Origin of the sequence: Mannheimia bovis, from assembly GCF_014541205.1 — a bacterium.
Lineage (GTDB): Bacteria > Pseudomonadota > Gammaproteobacteria > Enterobacterales > Pasteurellaceae > Mannheimia > Mannheimia bovis.
This window is the reverse complement of the sequence record NZ_CP061280.1, coordinates 1,832,232-1,849,735: the sequence shown is the minus strand read 5'-3', so window position 1 is coordinate 1,849,735 and position 17,504 is coordinate 1,832,232. Positions and strand designations below refer to the sequence as shown.

Here is a 17,504-nt window from a genome sequence, read left to right as displayed (position 1 = left end):
TAAATTTTTTGAACTTTTTATATTAGGCACACACTAAAGAAGTGTGCAATGGAAATGACACGTTTATTAGGAGAGTCCGCAGTTGAGCGAACAGATCACCGACCAAGAATTAGTCGAAAAAGCACAAAAAGGTGATAAAAAAGCATTTAATTTACTTGTAGTACGTTATCAAAACAGAGTAGCCGGTTTGCTTACTCGTTATGTTGCAAGAGATGATATTCCGGACATTGTGCAAGAGTCTTTTATTAAAGCCTACCGTTCTTTAGAATCTTTCCGTGGGGAAAGTGCTTTTTATACTTGGCTTTATCGTATTGCGGTTAATACTGCAAAAAATCATTTAACTTCATTAGGCAGAAGACCTCCAAAAGAGGATATTTTAGCCGAAGATGCTGAAAGCTATGATGTTGGTACTCAGCTTCGTGAGAGCGATACACCTGAAAATCTGGTGTTATCTGAAGAATTAAAGAAAGTCGTATTTGATACGATTGAAAGTTTACCTGAAGAGCTTAAAACCGCTATTCGTTTAAGGGAATTAGAAGGTTTAAGCTATGAAGAAATCGCAGAAGTGATGGAATGCCCGGTAGGAACAGTGCGTTCGCGTATTTTCCGTGCAAGGGAAGCAATTGATGCAAAAGTTAATCCACTTATGCAGTAAGTTAAATAAATAGTTTTAAAAAATCTCAAAAATCATTGGAGCCGATTATGCAACAACGCATTACTCAACACGAATACCTTTCTGCTTATATGGACGGGCAAGATGTTGATAAAGAGTTTTTAGAAACCTTAACCAATAGCCCTGAATTACAGCAAAAATGGGCAAGCTATCACACTATTCGTAGCGTGATGCAAGGCGATGAGGTTATCTTAGGTGCAGATTTTTCTGCCAAAATGGAAGCATTGCTTGAAAATGAGGAAATTGAATCTCAAGGCTCGTCTGAAAAACCAAGAGGCTTATTGCTTAAACTTAAACGTTGGAGTACCCCACTTTTACAAGCAGGTGTCGCTGCTTCAGTCTGCTTAGTTGCCGTATTTGGTGTAAATTCATTTAATGCTAATGAAGAAGTGGCTCAAACTCAGCCTGTATTGCAGACTTTACCTTTCAGCAACTCTGTTGAAGCGGTAAGTTATAATGCACCGGAGAAAGATCAGCCAACTGCTGAACAGTTAGAGCTTCAGCAACGTAAAATTAATGCGTTATTAGAAAATCACGAATTACAACGTCGTACAAATACAGTACAGGGTGTAACTTTATCAGAAGAAGAAAAACAGAAGTCTAGAACTTCTTCAAATCAAGTAGAACAGCAAAATAGATAAGATAGATTAAGATAAGTGAGAAGCCACATAATTAACTGATAATTATGTGGCTTTTTGTATGTAAATGTAGCGAAAAGACAAGAAATTACTTACTAATAGCGAAATGATTTAAATTTTTTGATAGAATAAGTCAGTTTAATTGGGGTTTGAGAATAAATATGTTTATTAAGATAAGAAAATATTTTTTGATGTTCATAGCTATTTTCGCTTGTTCTGCTTTTGCACTGGCAGATACAGGAATTAAAACGCCTTTGCTGTATTTATCCTCAATGGCTGACGCTCATAAAAAATCAAATTACGAATTGTTCTATATTCTTCAGCAAGAAGGTATAGAATCTTTCCGTTTACGCCACGCATTTGTTAATGATAAAGAGTATGCCCAATTATTAAATCTAGATCACAATCGAGAAGAGATTATCCTGAAAGATAGTAATGTCAGCTATTTAGGATATAATTTCCGTCCTTTTAGTTTAAACAGTTCACATATTTTAGATAACCTCCCCAATGTCATTTACGCTGATTATCATCACTTAAAAGGTTATGTTTTCTTAGATGTGGGTAAAGATCGTATTGCCGATAGAATGGCGAAAGTGATTCGCATTTTACCAAAAGATAATTTTCGCTATTCTTACACACTTTGGATTGATGAAGAGACCAATTTATTACTAAAAAGCCAGTTACAAAATGAAGATAATGTGGTGTTAGAAGAATTTCGAGTGCTGCAGCTTTATCAATCTCAAGAAATTGCGATGATTGCTAATGCGATTGATGTTTTAATGCTACCAACATTAACTTCTACCCAAAAAGAAGAGATAAAATCGCCTTATCATTGGGAAGTAAATGAGTTACCGACAGGTTTTCGCTTGATGAAAAGCCAAACCGTAAGCGGAGCTACTTATCAGTTTGACACAGAATATGTTGATAGCCGTTTATATAGCGATGGTTTATTGAGTTTTACGATTTATGTAATGCCGAGTCAAGGTACAAATTTTGATGGCTATGCTGGGCAACAAGGCAAATTAACTTTTTTAAATCAGACGATTAATGATAAAGATATAGTTATTATTGGTGATGTACCATTACAAGCGGCTAAGCATATTTTAAAAAATATTCAGTTTAAAGAGGAGGCTTCTCAATGATGATAGAGGAAGCGACCGTAGTTGAATATCACAATGGTATTGCAATTGTACAGTGTTATGCCAAAAGTGGCTGTGGCAGTTGTGCTGCAAAGGTAGCTTGTGGTACAAAAGCATTATCAGCATTAGCCGGTGAAAAAATAGCTCCACGTTTTAGTCTTACGGTTAATGAGCCGTTAAATGTGGGTGATAAAATTCAGTTGGGTTTAGCTGAAAATACATTACTAAAAAGTGTCTTTTTAATTTACGGTATTCCGCTGTTTGTTTTAATTATAACAGCGGTCGGATTTTCACAATTTTTTGCAAATGAACTTATAGTGTTATTTGTGATGTTGCTTTTTACAGGAATGAGTTTCTGGGGTGTAAGAAAATTGATCGATAAACGCACTCAGCAAGCAAATTTTTCGCCTATCTTTTTAGGTAAGGTTTAGGAGACTAGAATGGAAAAAATATGGTTTAACAATTACCCTCCCTATTCGCCAAAAACAATTGAAATGAATCAATATGAATCGCTAGTAGAGATGTTTGAAGCTGCAATAAAACGCCACCCGGATATTCCGGCTTATATTAATATGGGGCAAATTCTGACCTTTCGCAAATTAGAAGAACGTAGTCGCTCTTTCGCTGCCTATTTGCAAAATGAATTACGCTTACAAAAAGGCGATCGTATTGCATTAATGATGCCAAATTTATTGCAATATCCGATTGCATTATTCGGAGCGTTGCGTGCCGGTTTAGTGGTGGTAAATGTTAATCCGCTTTACACTCCGCGTGAATTAGAACATCAACTTAACGATAGTGGTGCTAAGGCGATTGTAATTGTCTCCAACTTTGCGGCGACGTTAGAAAAAGTAGTTTTTAATACCAATATTAAACATGTTATTTTAACTCGAATGGGCGACCAGCTCTCATTTGGTAAACGTACTTTAGTTAATTTCGTGGTTAAATATGTGAAGAAATTAGTGCCTAAATATAAATTACCGCACGCTGTTAGTTTTAGAGAGGCATTAAGCATTGGTAAGCAAAGACAATATGTAAAACCGAATATTGCAAGTAGTGATCTCGCCTTTTTACAATACACTGGAGGTACAACAGGCGTAGCGAAAGGGGCAATGCTAACGCATCAAAACTTAATTGCAAATATGATGCAAGCCAAATGGATTGTAGAGCCACTGCTAGGAAATACAACTGGTATGATTGGGCTTGTGCCGTTACCGCTATATCACGTTTTAGCCCTTTCTTTAAATTGCCTGCTCTTTATTGAGTTAGGTCTGACAGGGCTATTAATTACTAACCCACGCGATATTCCTGGATTTATCAAAGAGTTAAAGAAATATAATGTATCTATTATTACAGGCGTAAATACATTATTTAATGCGTTATTGAATAATCCAAGTTTTAAAGAAGTAGATTTTTCTAACTTAAAATTGAGTGTTGGCGGTGGGGCTGCAATTCAATCAAGTGTAGCTAAACGCTGGCACGATTTAACCGGCGTGCATATTATCGAAGGCTATGGAATGACAGAATGTTCGCCGCTTATTTCTGCAACACGGAGCGATTCTGTGGAATATTCAGGTTCAATTGGCGTACCTGTACCCAATACGGACATCCGCATTGTAGATGATGAAGGTAACGAACTCCCGCTTGGTGAAAGAGGAGAGCTATTGGTTAAAGGTCCTCAAGTAATGCAAGGTTATTGGAATCGTCCTGAAGATACTGCTCAAGTATTAAAAGACGGTTGGATGGCAACAGGCGATATTGTCGTAATGGGTGAAGATCTCAATTTACGCATTGTCGATCGCAAAAAAGATATGATCATCGTATCCGGCTTTAACGTTTATCCAACCGAAATTGAAGAAGTGGTTTCACAAAATCCTAAAGTGAATGAAGTTGTCGCTATAGGAGTGCCAAGCGAGGCTTCTGGCGAAAGTATTAAAATTTTTGTAACGAAAAAAGATGAAAGTTTAACTCGTGATGAACTTCGTAGTTACTGTCGCCAATTCCTAACAGGCTATAAAATTCCACGTGATATTGAGTTTAGAGATGAACTACCAAAAAGTAATGTTGGTAAAATTCTTCGCCGTGTATTAAGAGATGAAGAATTAGCAAAATCAACGATTAATAACATTTAAATTATTTAATTAAGGAGCTTACAATGAAAATTGTTGAAGTAAAACACCCACTGGTAAAACATAAATTAGGTTTAATGCGTGAGGCGGAAATCAGCACAAAAGATTTCCGTGAGTTAGCCAACGAAATTGGCAGTCTTTTAACTTACGAAGCAACCAAAGATTTAGAAATGGAAAATGTCGAAATTAATGGCTGGAGTGGTAATAAAATTTCAGTTGAGCGAATTAAAGGCAAAAAAGTGACCGTCGTACCAATTTTGCGTGCAGGTTTGGGTATGATGGACGGCGTTTTGGAGCATATTCCAAGTGCCAGAATTAGTGTAGTTGGGATTTACCGTGATGAAGAAACTCTAAAACCTGTTCCGTATTTTTCAAAATTAGCGAACGACGTCGCTGAACGTTTAGCCATTATCACAGACCCAATGTTAGCAACAGGCGGTTCAATGGTTGCAACTATTGATCTACTGAAAAAAGCAGGCTGTAAACACATCAAAGTATTAGTATTAGTTGCTGCCCCAGAAGGGATTAAAGTGCTGGAAGAAGCACACCCTGATGTGGAACTCTACACTGCATCAATTGATAGCCACTTAAACGAGAAAGGATATATCATTCCAGGCTTAGGCGATGCCGGTGATAAAATTTTCGGTACAAAATAGTTTTTAAGTTTCCATATAAAATACAAGCGGCCATATTTTGTAAATTTTTTACCAAATATGACCGCTTGTTGTTTTACTTTTTAATAATCTTCATCAACTAATTCTTCTGATGTATCAATAGCCGGTGGATTTTCATATAACCAGTTAGCCAAACGAACATAGTCGGCAATGGTGAGATTCTCTGCACGAGCAGTTAAATCAATACCTAATGCTTCTAACTGTTCTGCACTAAAGAGAGTAGAGAGGGCATTGCGTAATGTTTTGCGACGTTGGCTAAAGGCTTGTGTGGTTACACGGTTGAGCCAATAAACATCTTTAGCAGGATACGGCAGTTGATTGTAAGGCATTAAGCGTACAACGGCTGAATCCACTTTCGGTGCAGGTTTAAATGCCGTCGGCGGTACTTCAAGCACAGGAATTACTTGACAGTAATATTGAGCCATAATGGTTAATCTGCCGTATGCCTTGCTGTTTGGAGCGGCACATAAACGTTTTACTACTTCTTTTTGCAGCATAAAGTGCATATCTTTAATCAGATCGTGGAACGTCAATAAGTGGAAAATTAATGGCGTAGAGATGTTGTAAGGCAAGTTACCGAACACACGAACAGAATCTTTTCCTAAATTTTGGCTTTCAAAATATTCACGGAAGTTAAAACGTAACGCATCTTGCTCAATAATCGTCAATTTTTGACTTAAAAATGGGTGGTGGCGTAAACGTTCAGCCAAATCACGGTCAATTTCCACTACAGTGAGTTTATCAACTAATTCTGCAACTGGCTCTGTTAATGCCGCTAAACCCGGACCAATTTCTAATAAAAATTCGTCTTTTTTCGGATTAATTGCTGACACAATGCCGTGAATGACATTCATATCGTGTAAAAAGTTTTGCCCGAAACGTTTACGGGCGGTATGACCTAAATGTTTTTTTGAATTTTGTGAACTCATTATTATCCCTTTTGAAATAAGAAAAGAACCCCGCTAGGCGAGGTTCTTGTTATTTTTTAATTATTGATCAACATATTGGATATTTGCGGTTTTTCTTAATGCTTTAATCCAATCTTTCGAGGCTTCTTCTGCTTGTTTGTTCACAAGTTGCTGATAAGCTCGTTGGTGGTAAGCATCTTCAGTTCTGTCGCCATCACGAATATCGGTTACTTTTAGAATATGCCAACCGAATTGTGATTTAAATGGTACAGAAATTTGATTTGTTTTCATCTTAGAGGCTACTTTTGCAAAGGCAGGATCGTAGATCTCTAAGAAGTTAAAGCCTAAATCACCACCGTCTGCACCCGATGCGTAATCCATAGAATTCGCTTTTGCTGCTTCTTCAAAAGTTGTTTTGCCAGAGTTAATATCGGCAATTAAGCTATTTAATTTCGCTTTGGCTTGAGCATCGTTTAAAATTGGGTTTGTTTTTAACAAAATATGGCTCACACGATGTTCTTTGCCAACTACCGTTTTTAATTTACCCGCTGCTTTATCTTTCGCCATTAATTCGTTTGCTAATGCTTGAACTTGTTGAGGAGCAACTTGAATGGTTTTTCCAATGCTGATATGGCGAACCTGCTCCATTGCCATTTGTTGAGCAATATTGCGTTTAAATTGTTCTAAAGTAATACCTTGATAATCTAACGCATCTAATAATTGACCGTAGGTAATACCATTCTGGATAGCCACATTTTCAACCGCTTGGTTTACTGCTGCCGGGCTGATTTTTACATTAGCCTCTTTCATTGCTTGTTGTACAAGCATATCGTCAATAACTTGATCGACGGCTGCACGATGAGAGGCTTCTGTTACTTTTTTCTTGCCAAGTATACGCTGAACTTGGCTTTGCATTACAGGGGTATCGTTTACTAACGCAACTACACGTTCTTCAAAAGCGTGAGCAGTTTGGGTAAGACTTATTGTTGCAATCGCAACAGCAAACAATGATTTTACTAATTTCATTTTTATAACAATCCTAATGGAGATAATAAGTAATCTTTTCCTTAGAGATAAGTTTATCGAAAAGGTTCACTTAAATTAAGTACTTTCTTTATCCGTTGCAGGAACTAAGACCACTTGATTGATGCCATCATAAGAGAAGGTTTTTACCTGAATTTGCTCATTTTTTGCAGTAGGGATATTTTTTCCTACATAATCAGCTCGAATTGGCAATTCTCGATGACCACGATCTACTAAAATAACCAATTCAATTCTGGCAGCTCTGCCAAAATCAAGCAATGCATCTAAGGCGGCACGAATAGTTCTACCCGTAAACAGTACATCATCAACCAAAATCACTTTTTTATTGTTAAGATTGAGTTGATTTTCTGCTCCGGTAAATACAGGATCTTGATAGATTAAATCCAAATCATCACGATAGAACGTAATATCCAATTCCATATTAGGCAATTGGATTTGTGCTAATTCTTCAATTCGCTTTTGAATAAGTTCTGCAATTTCAGCCCCACGGCGTTTAATACCAACAATCACGACATCTTGTAAATCCCCGTGCTTTTCAATAATTTGATGGGAAATACGAGAAATAATCCGCTGAAATTGCTCTGTATCAATAATGATTTTTTCCATAGCACTATAATGATTGAATTTTCTTAATCACATTCGTTGTAGAACAACCGTTTTCAAAGTTTAGTACTCGAACATCTCCACCGTTTGCCCATACTTCTTGGCTACCTGCGATTTCTTCAGGTTTATAATCGCCACCTTTTACTAATAAATCAGGCAAGATTTCACCAATTAAACGTTGTGGTGTATCTTCATCAAAAGGCACTACCCAATCCACAGACGCTAAGCCGGCTAATACAGCCATACGGGCATCTAAATCATTAATTGGGCGAGCTTCGCCTTTCAAGCGTTTAACTGAATTGTCGGTATTTACTGCCACAATTAAGCGGTCGCCTAATTTGCGTGCATTTTCTAAATAAGAAACGTGCCCCGGGTGGAGAATATCAAAACAACCGTTTGTCATTACAATTTTCTCACCACGTTTTTTTGCCTCTAACACAATAGCTTTTAGCTCTTCTTCGGAGACTACACCAAAGCCTGTCGTGGCTCGTTGATGAATGGCATTTTCTAACTCAACAGGGCTAACGGTTGATGTGCCAAGTTTGCCAACCACAACACCAGCTGCTGCATTGGCTAAATAACAAGCTTCTTCGTAAGCTCTACCATCAGCAATCGCTGTAGCTAATACGCTAATTACGGTATCACCCGCACCTGTTACATCATAAACTTCTTTTGCTTGAGTTGGTAAGTGATAAGGCTCTTGATTTGGACGAAGTAACGTCATTCCTTTTTCTGAGCGAGTAACTAGCAAGGCTGAAAGCTCAAAATCAGCAATCATTTTCAAGCCTTTAGACACAATTTCATCGTCATCTTTACAGTGCCCAACAACAGCTTCAAACTCCGACATATTTGGCGTGAGTAATGTTGCACCACGATAACGCTCAAAATCAGTCCCTTTAGGGTCGATTAATACAGGCACATTTGCTTGTCGGGCAATTTGGATCATTTTCTGCACAGACTCAAGCGTACCTTTACCGTAATCCGATAAGATTAACGCTCCGTAAGCGGTAATTTCTTGCGAAAGTTTTGCAAGTAATGCAGTGGAATCCACATTGTGGAAACCTTCTTCAAAATCCAAGCGTAATAGTTGTTGATGACGAGATAAAATCCGTAATTTTGTAATCGTTGGGTGTGAATTAATTGCCACACAATGATTTTGGATATTGTGTGAATTAAGTAATTTATCTAACGCTCTTCCGGCATCATCTTGACCAATTAAACCGTGAAGAGTAACTGGCACACCAAGACTTGCAATATTCATTGCTACGTTTGCTGCACCGCCTGCACGTTCTTCAATATCTTGTACTTTTACCACCGGCACAGGAGCTTCCGGCGAAATACGATTCGTTGCACCAAACCAGTAACGGTCTAACATCACATCACCAAGCACAAGCACTTTGGCATTATTAAATTTTGGAGAGTATTGCATCATCATATTTATCTTGCTCCCTCCCCTAGCCCCTCTTTTCTAAAGAGGGGAGGGGGAGATTTATCTAATTATTTCTTACTTTTCTTAATAAACTTCATCAAACGTTTACGTTTACGCAGTTGGTTTGGTGTCAGTTTGTTTTTCTTACCGGCAAACGGGTTGTTCCCTTCTTGGAACAAAATACGAATTGGTGAGCCGATAATTTTTAAACTCTTACGGAAATAGTTGCTTAAATAGCGTTTGTAAGAATCCGCTAGTTTTTCCACCTGATTACCGTGGATCACAATAATTGGCGGATTGTATCCACCCGGGTGGGCATATTTCAATTTCACACGGCGACCGTTTACCAATGGTGGTTGATGTTCGTCTGCTGCCATACGTAAAATACGAGTGAGCATTGAAGTGGATGTTTTTTGGGTCGCACAAGCGTAGGCTTCTTTTACAGAATCAAATAAATTGCCAACCCCTGAACCGTGCAGTGCAGAAATAAAATGGACACGGGCAAAGTCAATAAAATCTAAACGGCGATCTAATTCGGACTTCACTTGATCTTTAATATCTTGCGATAAGCCGTCCCACTTATTCACCACAATCACTAACGAGCGACCGGCATTTAAAATAAAGCCGAGTAGTGATAAATCTTGGTCTGAAATGCCTTCACGGGCATCAATGGTTAAAAGCACCACGTTAGCATCTTGAATTGCTTGTAAGGTTTTGATTACCGAGAATTTTTCAACCGCTAAATTGACCTTGCCACGTTTACGCACACCGGCGGTGTCGATAATGGTATATTGCTGACCATCACGTTCCATTGGAATATAGATTGAGTCACGGGTTGTGCCCGGCATATCGTAAACGACAACACGCTCTTCACCTAAAATACGGTTAGTTAGGGTAGATTTACCTACGTTTGGTCTACCGACAATGGCAATTTTGATATTTTTATCTTCAATAGACTCTTCAGCATCTTCTTCCAATGCTTCGTCTAATAATGCGGTGTCTTCTTCATTGTCGAAGTCGAAATCTGTATCCCATTCATCGGATTCTTCATCATTTGCAACATTTTCGTCAGAAATGACCGCTTGATCGGCGTTAAGTTGTTCACCAAGTGGAGCTAAAACCTGCTCGATAAGTTGTGTTACGCCACGCCCTTGAGCGGCAGCGATTTGTTCCACTTCGCCTAAACCGAGTTGATAAAACTCCGCACAGTGGGAGTCGGCATCAATTCCGTCTGTTTTGTTAGCTACCACTACGGTGGTTTTTTCACGTTGGCGTAGATATTGTGCAATGCCAATATCTGCGGGTAACAAGCCGGCACGGGCATCAACTAAAAATAGCACGACATCAGCTTCTTCAATCGCCAATAGTGATTGTTCTGCCATTTTTTCTTCCACGCCTTCTTCTGTGCCGTCAATGCCACCGGTATCAATCACGATAAAATCGTAGCCACCAATATTGGCGTGACCATATTTACGGTCACGGGTTAAGCCCGGGAAATCTGCCACTAAGGCATCACGAGTGCGGGTTAAGCGGTTAAATAAAGTAGATTTACCTACGTTTGGTCTGCCAACTAGGGCAACAACAGGAGTCATTTTTTATCCTCTAAATTCAGTGATTTGCAATATGTTGCAAAAATTGGCTTATTATAGCGGAAATTTGAGGAAAGTTAAAATCAGAAGAAAGGATAGGGGATATGTAAGACGCACTGGGTACGTCCGAAATTCAATTTATAGACACATTATTCTTCTAGCTTAAGTGCTTTAGAAAAACTTTGTAAGCCAGTTGAGTTTCCACTTTTTGCCATAGATTGCAATGCTTGGGTTGGGGCGTGGAGCAGTTGGTTTGTTAGTTTGTAACTTAATTCACTCAAAACACGCTGGCTATCTTGCCCTTGATTTATCGCTTGGAGAGCTTTCTCTAACAATTCTTGGCGGATTTGTTCAGCATCTTGGCGATAGCGTTTGATAAGATCGCTTGATTGCTGCTGTTTTAACCATTCAAAGAAGGCTTTACTCTCTTCTTTTACAATTTCAGCTGCTTGCTTTGCTGCTTCTTCACGTTGAGCCATATTACGTTGAATGATATTTTGTAAATCATCAACGCTATATGAGTAAACGCCATCTAATTCACCTGCTTTTTCATCAATATCACGAGGAACGGCAATATCAATTAATAGCAAAGGGTCAAATTGACGTTGTTTTTGGGCGATGCTTACCATCTCTTTGGTAATCAGAGTGTCAGGGCTGCCTGTTGAGCTAATGACTACATCGGCTTGATTTAAGCCTAATTGCAATGCACTCAATGAGAGAATTTGCATTGGGGCATTTAATTTTTCCGCCAGCATTTCCGCTCGGATATGTGTACGGTTTGCCACCATAATATTTTTAGCACCGTGCTGAATTAAATAACGTGCCACTAATTCAATGGTTTCGCCTGCTCCTACCAGCAAGAAACGCAATTTGCCGAAGTTATCGAAAATTTGGCGGGCTAAGCCACAAGCAGCATAAGCGACTGAAACCGCTTGGCTGCCGATTTCCGTTTCAGAACGAACACGTTTTGCGGTTGCAAAGGTACGTTGGAACAAACGGGACAGTTTGGTCGAAATTGTCCGTTGATGTTGCTGATAAAACTCTTCGCTAAATTGGTAGGCTTGCTTAACTTGCCCTAAAATTTGAGGCTCGCCTAAAATCAGAGAATCTAAACCGCTCGCTACATTCATTAAATGATTGGCTGCCTCTAAATTTTGTTTGAAATAGAGGCATTCACGCAGTTCATTTTCATCAAGCTGATGAATTTGAGCAAACCAGTGGAAACATTGTTCACGCCACTGGATATTCTCTTCACTCTCTTCACGAGGAGAAATATTCGGTTGGTGGAAATAGAGTTCGGTGCGGTTACAGGTAGAAAGAATAACAACGCTTTCGGCTAAGCCGCTTTCTTGAATTTGAGTAAGAGCGAGATCACGTTTGTTATCAACAAATGCGACTTTCTCTCTTAAACCCACAGAAGCGGTTTTATGATTAATCCCTAAAGCTAAAATTGTCATTGTTTCCCACAGAAAAGATAAAATTTAAAAATAAAAACGCAGTCATTTTAATCAAGAGCGTGAAGTCGTGCAAATGATTGTGTTAATAGGTTTGATTTATCACAAGATCACTACCTCTTAAGGAGTAATTTAAGTGGTAAGCTCTATGCTAAATTTTTATAAAAAGGGTAAATTTTTTCTGAAATTAGACGTATAATTACACTCCATATTAAGCGATAACAAGCGGTCTGATTTTGATGAAAATTTACAAGGAGGCTTTATGGTAGCAATTCGTTATTCCCACCAACTTGATCCAAATAATTTTGAATTAGCAAGCTGGTGTACGAGCCTGAATATGTCTCCTGTTACATTTGAACGCATTCAACACGCTTGGGATTATGCTCAAGAAAAGCTTGATACCGATTATAGTTTGATGTGGTATGGTATTGAGATGGTCGAAGTGCTACACGGCTTAAATATGGACGATGACAGTCTGGTTGCCGCTCTTCTGTTTCCTCTGGTGAAACACAATATTATCGATCTCGTCCAGTTAAAAGAAGATTTCAATAATCATATCAAAAACCTAGTGAAAGGCGTGCTGGAAATGGAAAATATCCGCCAGCTCTCTGCTCACAATGTGTCTGATTTACAAATCGACAATATCCGCCGTATGCTGCTGGCAATGGTGGATGATTTCCGTTGTGTAGTTATCAAACTTGCCGAACGAATTGCTTATTTGCGTGATAGCAGCCATCACTCGGAGGAAGATACGGTATTGGCTGCCAAAGAATGCTCCCACGTTTATGCACCACTTGCCAACCGCTTAGGCATAGGACAACTTAAATGGGAGCTGGAAGACTACTGTTTCCGCATTTTACACCCTGTCTCTTACACCCAAATTGCGAAGTTTGATTTAGGCGAACGCCGTGTGGATCGTGAACGCTATATTGCAAATTTTGTGGAAGATTTGACCGCTTGTTTAGCGGGTGAAATCGACAATGTACAAATTTATGGTCGCCCGAAACATATCTACAGCATTTGGAAAAAAATGCAGAAAAAGCGTTTGAAATTCAATCAGCTTTTTGATGTGCGAGCAGTACGAGTGATTGTACCAACTTTAGAAGATTGCTATACCGCATTGAGTATTATCCATACCAAATATACTCACTTGCCGGAACATTTTGATGATTATATTGCCAACCCGAAACCAAACGGTTATCAATCACTACATACCGTTGTTTTAGGTGAAGGGGATAAAACTATTGAGGTACAAATTCGCACCCAAAAAATGCACGATGATGCGGAGCTTGGCGTGGCGGCTCACTGGAAATACAAAGAAGGAGCAACCGCAGGGCGTTCAGGCTACGAAGAAAAAATTGTGTGGCTACGGAAATTGCTTGAGTGGCAAAACGATCTTGCCGATTCTGGCGATATGGTGGCAGAAATGCGGACACAAATTTTTGATGACCGTGTTTATGTCTTTACGCCAAGAGGTGAGGTAATCGATCTACCACAAAAAGCCACACCGCTGGATTTTGCTTACGCTATTCATAGCGAAATCGGGCATCGTTGTATTGGAGCAAAAGTAGCGGGACGAATTGTGCCCTTTACTTACCATTTACAGATGGGCGATCAGGTCGAAATTATCACGCAAAAAGAGCCAAACCCAAGCCGAGATTGGCTCAATCCGAATGCCGGGTTCGTTAATACCAGCAAAGCACGCTCAAAAATTATTGCGTGGTTTAAAAAATTAGATCGTGAAAAGAATATCCCGATTGGTAAAGAAGCCCTTGAAGCTGAAATGGATAAATTTGGCTTCACGCTCAGACAAATCGAAGAGTACGCACTGCCTCGCTATAATTTAAAACAATTTGATGATTTATATGCAGGTATTGGTGGGGGCGATATTCGTCTGCATCAGCTAATGCACTATTTGCAATCAAAATTAATTAAACCAACGGCTGAACAAGAAGATGAAGCGGTGCTCAAACAGGTTAATAAAAACAACAACCAGCCAAAACCAAGCAAAGGTTATGTGGTTGTTGAGGGAGTGGGAAATTTAATGCACTCCATTGCTCGTTGTTGCCAGCCGATTCCGGGCGATGACATTTTAGGCTATATCACGCAAGGGCGTGGGATTTCTATCCATCGTGCGGATTGTGAGCAATTACACGAATTGCTAAATGCAAATCCGGAACGTGTTGTGGAAGCAGATTGGGGCGAAGGTTATGTTTCAGGCTTGAGTTTGACTATTCGTGTGATTGCGAATGACCGCAACGGTTTATTACGAGATGTGAGTGCGATTATGGCGAATGAAAAAGTAAACGTGTTAGGCGTTTCCAGCCGAACTGACATCAAACGAAGCCTTGCAACCATTGATATGGAAATTCAGCTCAATAATGTTGCTATCTTAAATAAATTGCTGGCAAGAGTATCGCAATTAGATGATGTGATTGAGGCAAAACGGCTTTCAAATTAATTAACAAGCGGTTGTTTTTGATAAAAAGTTTGCAAATAACGTGAAAATTAGTAGGGCAATTGCAATTTTCCCCTACACGAGATGTTAGGAATTAAATATAAAAATGAAAAAATTAGTGATTTTAGGCTCAACAGGTTCAATCGGTAAAAGCACATTATCGGTAGTTGAGCATAATAAAGGACTGTATGAAATTTTTGCCTTGGTAGGCGGAAAAAATGTGGCATTAATGGTTGAACAATGCCAACAATACCAACCAACTTTTGCTGCAATGGACGATGAAAAAGCAGCTCAAGAACTGAAAACCTCTTTGGCGAATTTAGGTGTAAAAACCGAAGTATTAGCAGGGCAGAAAGCGATTTGTGATCTTTGTGCTCACGCTGATGTGGATATGGTAATGGCAGCAATTGTGGGAGCAGCCGGTTTATTACCAACGCTTTCTGCAGTGAAAGCAGGTAAGAAAGTGTTATTGGCAAACAAAGAATCATTGGTTACTTGTGGGCAGATTTTTATTGATGAAGCTCGCAAATCCGGTGCGAAATTACTTCCTGTAGATAGTGAACACAATGCGATTTTCCAATCGCTACCGCCGGAAGCTCAAGAAAAAGTGGGGTTTTGTCCGCTTGCGGAATTAGGCGTAAGTAAAATTATTTTAACAGGCTCGGGTGGTCCGTTCCGTACTAAGCCATTAAATGAATTTGATGAGATTACACCTGCTCAAGCAGTAGCTCACCCGAATTGGTCGATGGGGAAAAAGATCTCGGTCGATTCTGCTACGATGATGAACAAAGGCTTGGAATATATTGAGGCTCGTTGGTTATTTAATGCGAGTGCCGATGAGGTGGAAATTATTATCCACCCACAATCCATTATTCACTCAATGGTGCGTTATATTGACGGTTCAGTCATTGCTCAAATGGGAAATCCGGATATGTGTACGCCGATTGCACATACAATGGCATACCCAAATCGTATTCACGCCGGTGTGCCGCCGTTGGATTTCTTTAAACTAAAAGAGCTGACTTTTATTGAGCCGGATTTTGCTCGTTATCCGAACTTAAAATTAGCGATTGAGGCTTTTGCCGAGGGGCAGTATGCCACAACAGCAATGAATGCCGCCAATGAAATTGCGGTTGAAGCCTTTTTAAACGAGCAAATTCGTTTTACCGATATTGTAAATGTAAACCGCACCGTGGTGGAAAATATTGCTCCAATCCAAGTGAAAGAAATTGCAGATGTATTGCATATTGATAAGCTCGCCAGAGAATTAGCAAAACAAGCGGTTCTCCAACTCTAATTAGAAAAATGCCTACAAATTTGTAGGCATTTTTTTATCGCTTAGTTTTACATTTTAGTTTGCTTTTTTACTAATAGTTACCCCTGTAAATCCAAAAATTAAGGTGAGGATTAAGCAGAGATAACAAAAGAATGCATAAGGTAAATAGTCTAATACCGGTACATTGAGGACACTGCTGATAAACACACCACACACACTCCAAGGCACTAATGGGTTGATTACCGTACCGGCATCTTCAATAGTGCGAGATAAATTTTTAAGATCTAAACCTAAACGCTCGTAAGTTGAACGGAAGGTATTTCCTGATAATAATAAACTTAAATATTGCTCGCCGATCAAGACGTTAATACCAACTGCGGTACTTGCCACCACAAAAGTAACACGCCCGGTGTTGGTTAAGAAGCCACTAATCCCTTTCAGTAGAGCAGGTAAAATACCTAAAATTTGTAATAAGCCACCTAAACTTAAGGCTAATAACACAATAGTAATCGTAAAGAACATACTATTAATTCCGCCACGAGAGACTAATGATGCTACTTCGCCTAAATCTACACCTTCAACAGGTTTATAACCAGTAAAGAAATAATTGCCTAATTGTTCAAGGGTAGGCGAACTGTGAATATAGGTAATAATCAGGGAGAGCGTTACCGTAGTAACAATAATATAAATGGAATTAACACGCTTAATAGCCATTAAAATTAAAGTAACAAAAGGTAACAAAGAGTAGCCGTGTATTAACCCTGTTTCTTGTAAATTAGTTTTTAAACTTTCAATATTTGCTAAGTTTTGTGCATCGGCAGGTTCGGTTAAAAACCAAAGTAGTAATGCCGTTAAAATCCACGCCGGAATAGTGGTATAAAGCATATTGCGGATATGGGCAAACATATCAATACCTACAACAGAAGCAGCAATGGTGGTAGTGTCTGAAAGTGGGGATGTTTTATCACCAAAAAATGCTCCAGAAACAACCGCACCCGCTACAATGGCAGGATTAGCCCCAAATGCTGAAGCCATACCAATAAAGGCAACACCGATAGTGGCAGTTGTGGTTAAGCTACTGCCTAAAGCAATACCTACCACAGAACTTAAGGCAAAAGCAGAGATGTAAAATAACTCGGGTGAAATAACACTTAGACCATAATACATTAAGGTAGGAATTGCCCCAGACATCATCAATGCGGAAACTAATAATCCGATAAAAAAGAACAAGTAAACTGCACCGATACCGGACATCAGCCCATTTGCCATACCTTCTTGCATATTTTTAAACGGAATTTTATTGAGCAATCCGAAAAGTAACAGAATGACAATAACCGCCAAAATCGAAATTTGTGGCACCCAGCCAAGCCCAATCATCGTAAAACCTAAGATAAAGACTGTTAAAAGTGAAAGTATGATAGCAGTCATCGGTTTTAATTTAAGTAGGTAGTTATTCATTTATACTCCTATATTTATTATTCTTTATGAAA

The 17,504-nt window shown here is 39.1% G+C and carries 15 protein-coding genes; 8 read left to right on the top strand and 7 right to left on the bottom strand.

The features are described 5' to 3' along the window. The first annotated feature begins 82 nt into the window (after nt 1–82). From rpoE to upp, 6 genes are all read left to right on the top strand, one after another. On the top strand, nt 83–655 hold the full coding sequence (gene rpoE / locus ICJ55_RS09135; protein WP_188156519.1) for an RNA polymerase sigma factor RpoE: 573 nt from the start codon (nt 83–85) through the stop codon (nt 653–655). Nucleotides 656–702: 47 nt separating this feature from the next. Continuing rightward, nucleotides 703–1,314 carry a sigma-E factor negative regulatory protein gene (locus ICJ55_RS09130; RefSeq protein ID WP_188156518.1) on the top strand — a complete coding sequence of 204 codons (612 nt, stop codon included), beginning with the start codon at nt 703–705 and terminating at the stop codon, nt 1,312–1,314. 188 nt (nt 1,315–1,502) lie between these two features. Continuing rightward, nucleotides 1,503–2,453 carry a MucB/RseB C-terminal domain-containing protein gene (locus ICJ55_RS09125; RefSeq protein ID WP_244141775.1) on the top strand — a complete coding sequence of 317 codons (951 nt, stop codon included), beginning with the start codon at nt 1,503–1,505 and terminating at the stop codon, nt 2,451–2,453. Beyond that, nucleotides 2,450–2,881 (top strand): SoxR reducing system RseC family protein, encoded by a 432-nt coding sequence (locus ICJ55_RS09120; RefSeq protein ID WP_188156516.1) that lies wholly within the window; start codon nt 2,450–2,452, stop codon nt 2,879–2,881. Before ICJ55_RS09125 ends, ICJ55_RS09120 begins: the two co-directional genes overlap by 4 nt. Nucleotides 2,882–2,890: 9 nt before the next feature. Beyond that, nucleotides 2,891–4,582, top strand: a complete 1,692-nt coding sequence (gene fadD / locus ICJ55_RS09115) for a long-chain-fatty-acid--CoA ligase FadD (RefSeq protein ID WP_188156515.1) — start codon at nt 2,891–2,893, stop codon at nt 4,580–4,582. 23 nt (nt 4,583–4,605) lie between these two features. Next, nucleotides 4,606–5,235: a uracil phosphoribosyltransferase gene (upp, locus tag ICJ55_RS09110; RefSeq protein WP_188156514.1), complete on the top strand. Its 630-nt coding sequence runs from the start codon at nt 4,606–4,608 to the stop codon at nt 5,233–5,235. Between the two features lie 80 nt (nt 5,236–5,315). Here the strand turns inward: upp and rsmA are convergent, their stop codons facing one another. The 6 genes from rsmA to hemA all read right to left on the bottom strand — a co-directional run bounded on the left by rsmA (nt 5,316) and on the right by hemA (nt 12,283). Beyond that, complete coding sequence (rsmA, locus tag ICJ55_RS09105; protein ID WP_188156513.1) at nt 5,316–6,182, bottom strand: 16S rRNA (adenine(1518)-N(6)/adenine(1519)-N(6))-dimethyltransferase RsmA; 867 nt, start codon at nt 6,180–6,182, stop codon at nt 5,316–5,318. A gap of 60 nt (nt 6,183–6,242) precedes the next feature. Beyond that, nucleotides 6,243–7,187 carry a peptidylprolyl isomerase gene (locus ICJ55_RS09100; RefSeq protein WP_188156512.1) on the bottom strand — a complete coding sequence of 315 codons (945 nt, stop codon included), beginning with the start codon at nt 7,185–7,187 and terminating at the stop codon, nt 6,243–6,245. Between the two features lie 75 nt (nt 7,188–7,262). Then, nucleotides 7,263–7,811: a bifunctional pyr operon transcriptional regulator/uracil phosphoribosyltransferase PyrR gene (gene pyrR, locus ICJ55_RS09095; protein ID WP_188156511.1), complete on the bottom strand. Its 549-nt coding sequence runs from the start codon at nt 7,809–7,811 to the stop codon at nt 7,263–7,265. 4 nt (nt 7,812–7,815) lie between these two features. Beyond that, nucleotides 7,816–9,243: a bifunctional D-glycero-beta-D-manno-heptose-7-phosphate kinase/D-glycero-beta-D-manno-heptose 1-phosphate adenylyltransferase HldE gene (gene hldE / locus ICJ55_RS09090; RefSeq protein ID WP_188156510.1), complete on the bottom strand. Its 1,428-nt coding sequence runs from the start codon at nt 9,241–9,243 to the stop codon at nt 7,816–7,818. Between the two features lie 62 nt (nt 9,244–9,305). Next, on the bottom strand, nt 9,306–10,829 hold the full coding sequence (der, locus tag ICJ55_RS09085) for a ribosome biogenesis GTPase Der (RefSeq protein WP_188156509.1): 1,524 nt from the start codon (nt 10,827–10,829) through the stop codon (nt 9,306–9,308). 146 nt (nt 10,830–10,975) lie between these two features. Next, entirely contained in the window at nt 10,976–12,283 is a 1,308-nt protein-coding gene (gene hemA, locus ICJ55_RS09080; RefSeq protein WP_188156508.1) for a glutamyl-tRNA reductase, read from the bottom strand. A 259-nt stretch (nt 12,284–12,542) separates the two neighbouring features. Between hemA and relA the strand changes: the two genes are divergently transcribed. Together relA and ispC are read left to right on the top strand one after the other, a co-directional pair. After that, entirely contained in the window at nt 12,543–14,741 is a 2,199-nt protein-coding gene (relA, locus tag ICJ55_RS09075) for a GTP diphosphokinase (protein WP_188156507.1), read from the top strand. Nucleotides 14,742–14,844: 103 nt separating this feature from the next. Further along, nucleotides 14,845–16,035, top strand: coding sequence for a 1-deoxy-D-xylulose-5-phosphate reductoisomerase (gene ispC, locus ICJ55_RS09070; RefSeq protein WP_188156506.1), 1,191 nt, complete (start codon nt 14,845–14,847; stop codon nt 16,033–16,035). Nucleotides 16,036–16,089: 54 nt separating this feature from the next. Here ispC and nhaC read toward each other — a convergent pair whose 3' ends face one another. After that, the gene (nhaC, locus tag ICJ55_RS09065) at nt 16,090–17,472 is read right to left on the bottom strand and encodes a Na+/H+ antiporter NhaC (protein ID WP_188156505.1); all 1,383 of its coding nucleotides are present in this window, start codon (nt 17,470–17,472) and stop codon (nt 16,090–16,092) included. Between the last annotated feature and the right edge of the window lie 32 nt (nt 17,473–17,504).

Bases quoted from the DNA above. Each gene is read 5' to 3' on its own strand.
- der (WP_188156509.1), bottom strand. From the start codon at position 10,829: ATGACTCCTGTTGTTGCCCTAGTTGGCAGACCAAACGTAGGTAAATCT.
- hemA (WP_188156508.1), bottom strand. From the start codon at position 12,283: ATGACAATTTTAGCTTTAGGGATTAATCATAAAACCGCTTCTGTGGGT.
- ICJ55_RS09100 (WP_188156512.1), bottom strand. From the start codon at position 7,187: ATGAAATTAGTAAAATCATTGTTTGCTGTTGCGATTGCAACAATAAGT.
- fadD (WP_188156515.1), top strand. From the start codon at position 2,891: ATGGAAAAAATATGGTTTAACAATTACCCTCCCTATTCGCCAAAAACA.
- pyrR (WP_188156511.1), bottom strand. From the start codon at position 7,811: ATGGAAAAAATCATTATTGATACAGAGCAATTTCAGCGGATTATTTCT.
- upp (WP_188156514.1), top strand. From the start codon at position 4,606: ATGAAAATTGTTGAAGTAAAACACCCACTGGTAAAACATAAATTAGGT.
- ispC (WP_188156506.1), top strand. From the start codon at position 14,845: ATGAAAAAATTAGTGATTTTAGGCTCAACAGGTTCAATCGGTAAAAGC.
- nhaC (WP_188156505.1), bottom strand. From the start codon at position 17,472: ATGAATAACTACCTACTTAAATTAAAACCGATGACTGCTATCATACTT.
- ICJ55_RS09130 (WP_188156518.1), top strand. From the start codon at position 703: ATGCAACAACGCATTACTCAACACGAATACCTTTCTGCTTATATGGAC.
- hldE (WP_188156510.1), bottom strand. From the start codon at position 9,243: ATGATGATGCAATACTCTCCAAAATTTAATAATGCCAAAGTGCTTGTG.
- rsmA (WP_188156513.1), bottom strand. From the start codon at position 6,182: ATGAGTTCACAAAATTCAAAAAAACATTTAGGTCATACCGCCCGTAAA.
- ICJ55_RS09120 (WP_188156516.1), top strand. From the start codon at position 2,450: ATGATGATAGAGGAAGCGACCGTAGTTGAATATCACAATGGTATTGCA.
- relA (WP_188156507.1), top strand. From the start codon at position 12,543: ATGGTAGCAATTCGTTATTCCCACCAACTTGATCCAAATAATTTTGAA.
- ICJ55_RS09125 (WP_244141775.1), top strand. From the start codon at position 1,503: ATGTTCATAGCTATTTTCGCTTGTTCTGCTTTTGCACTGGCAGATACA.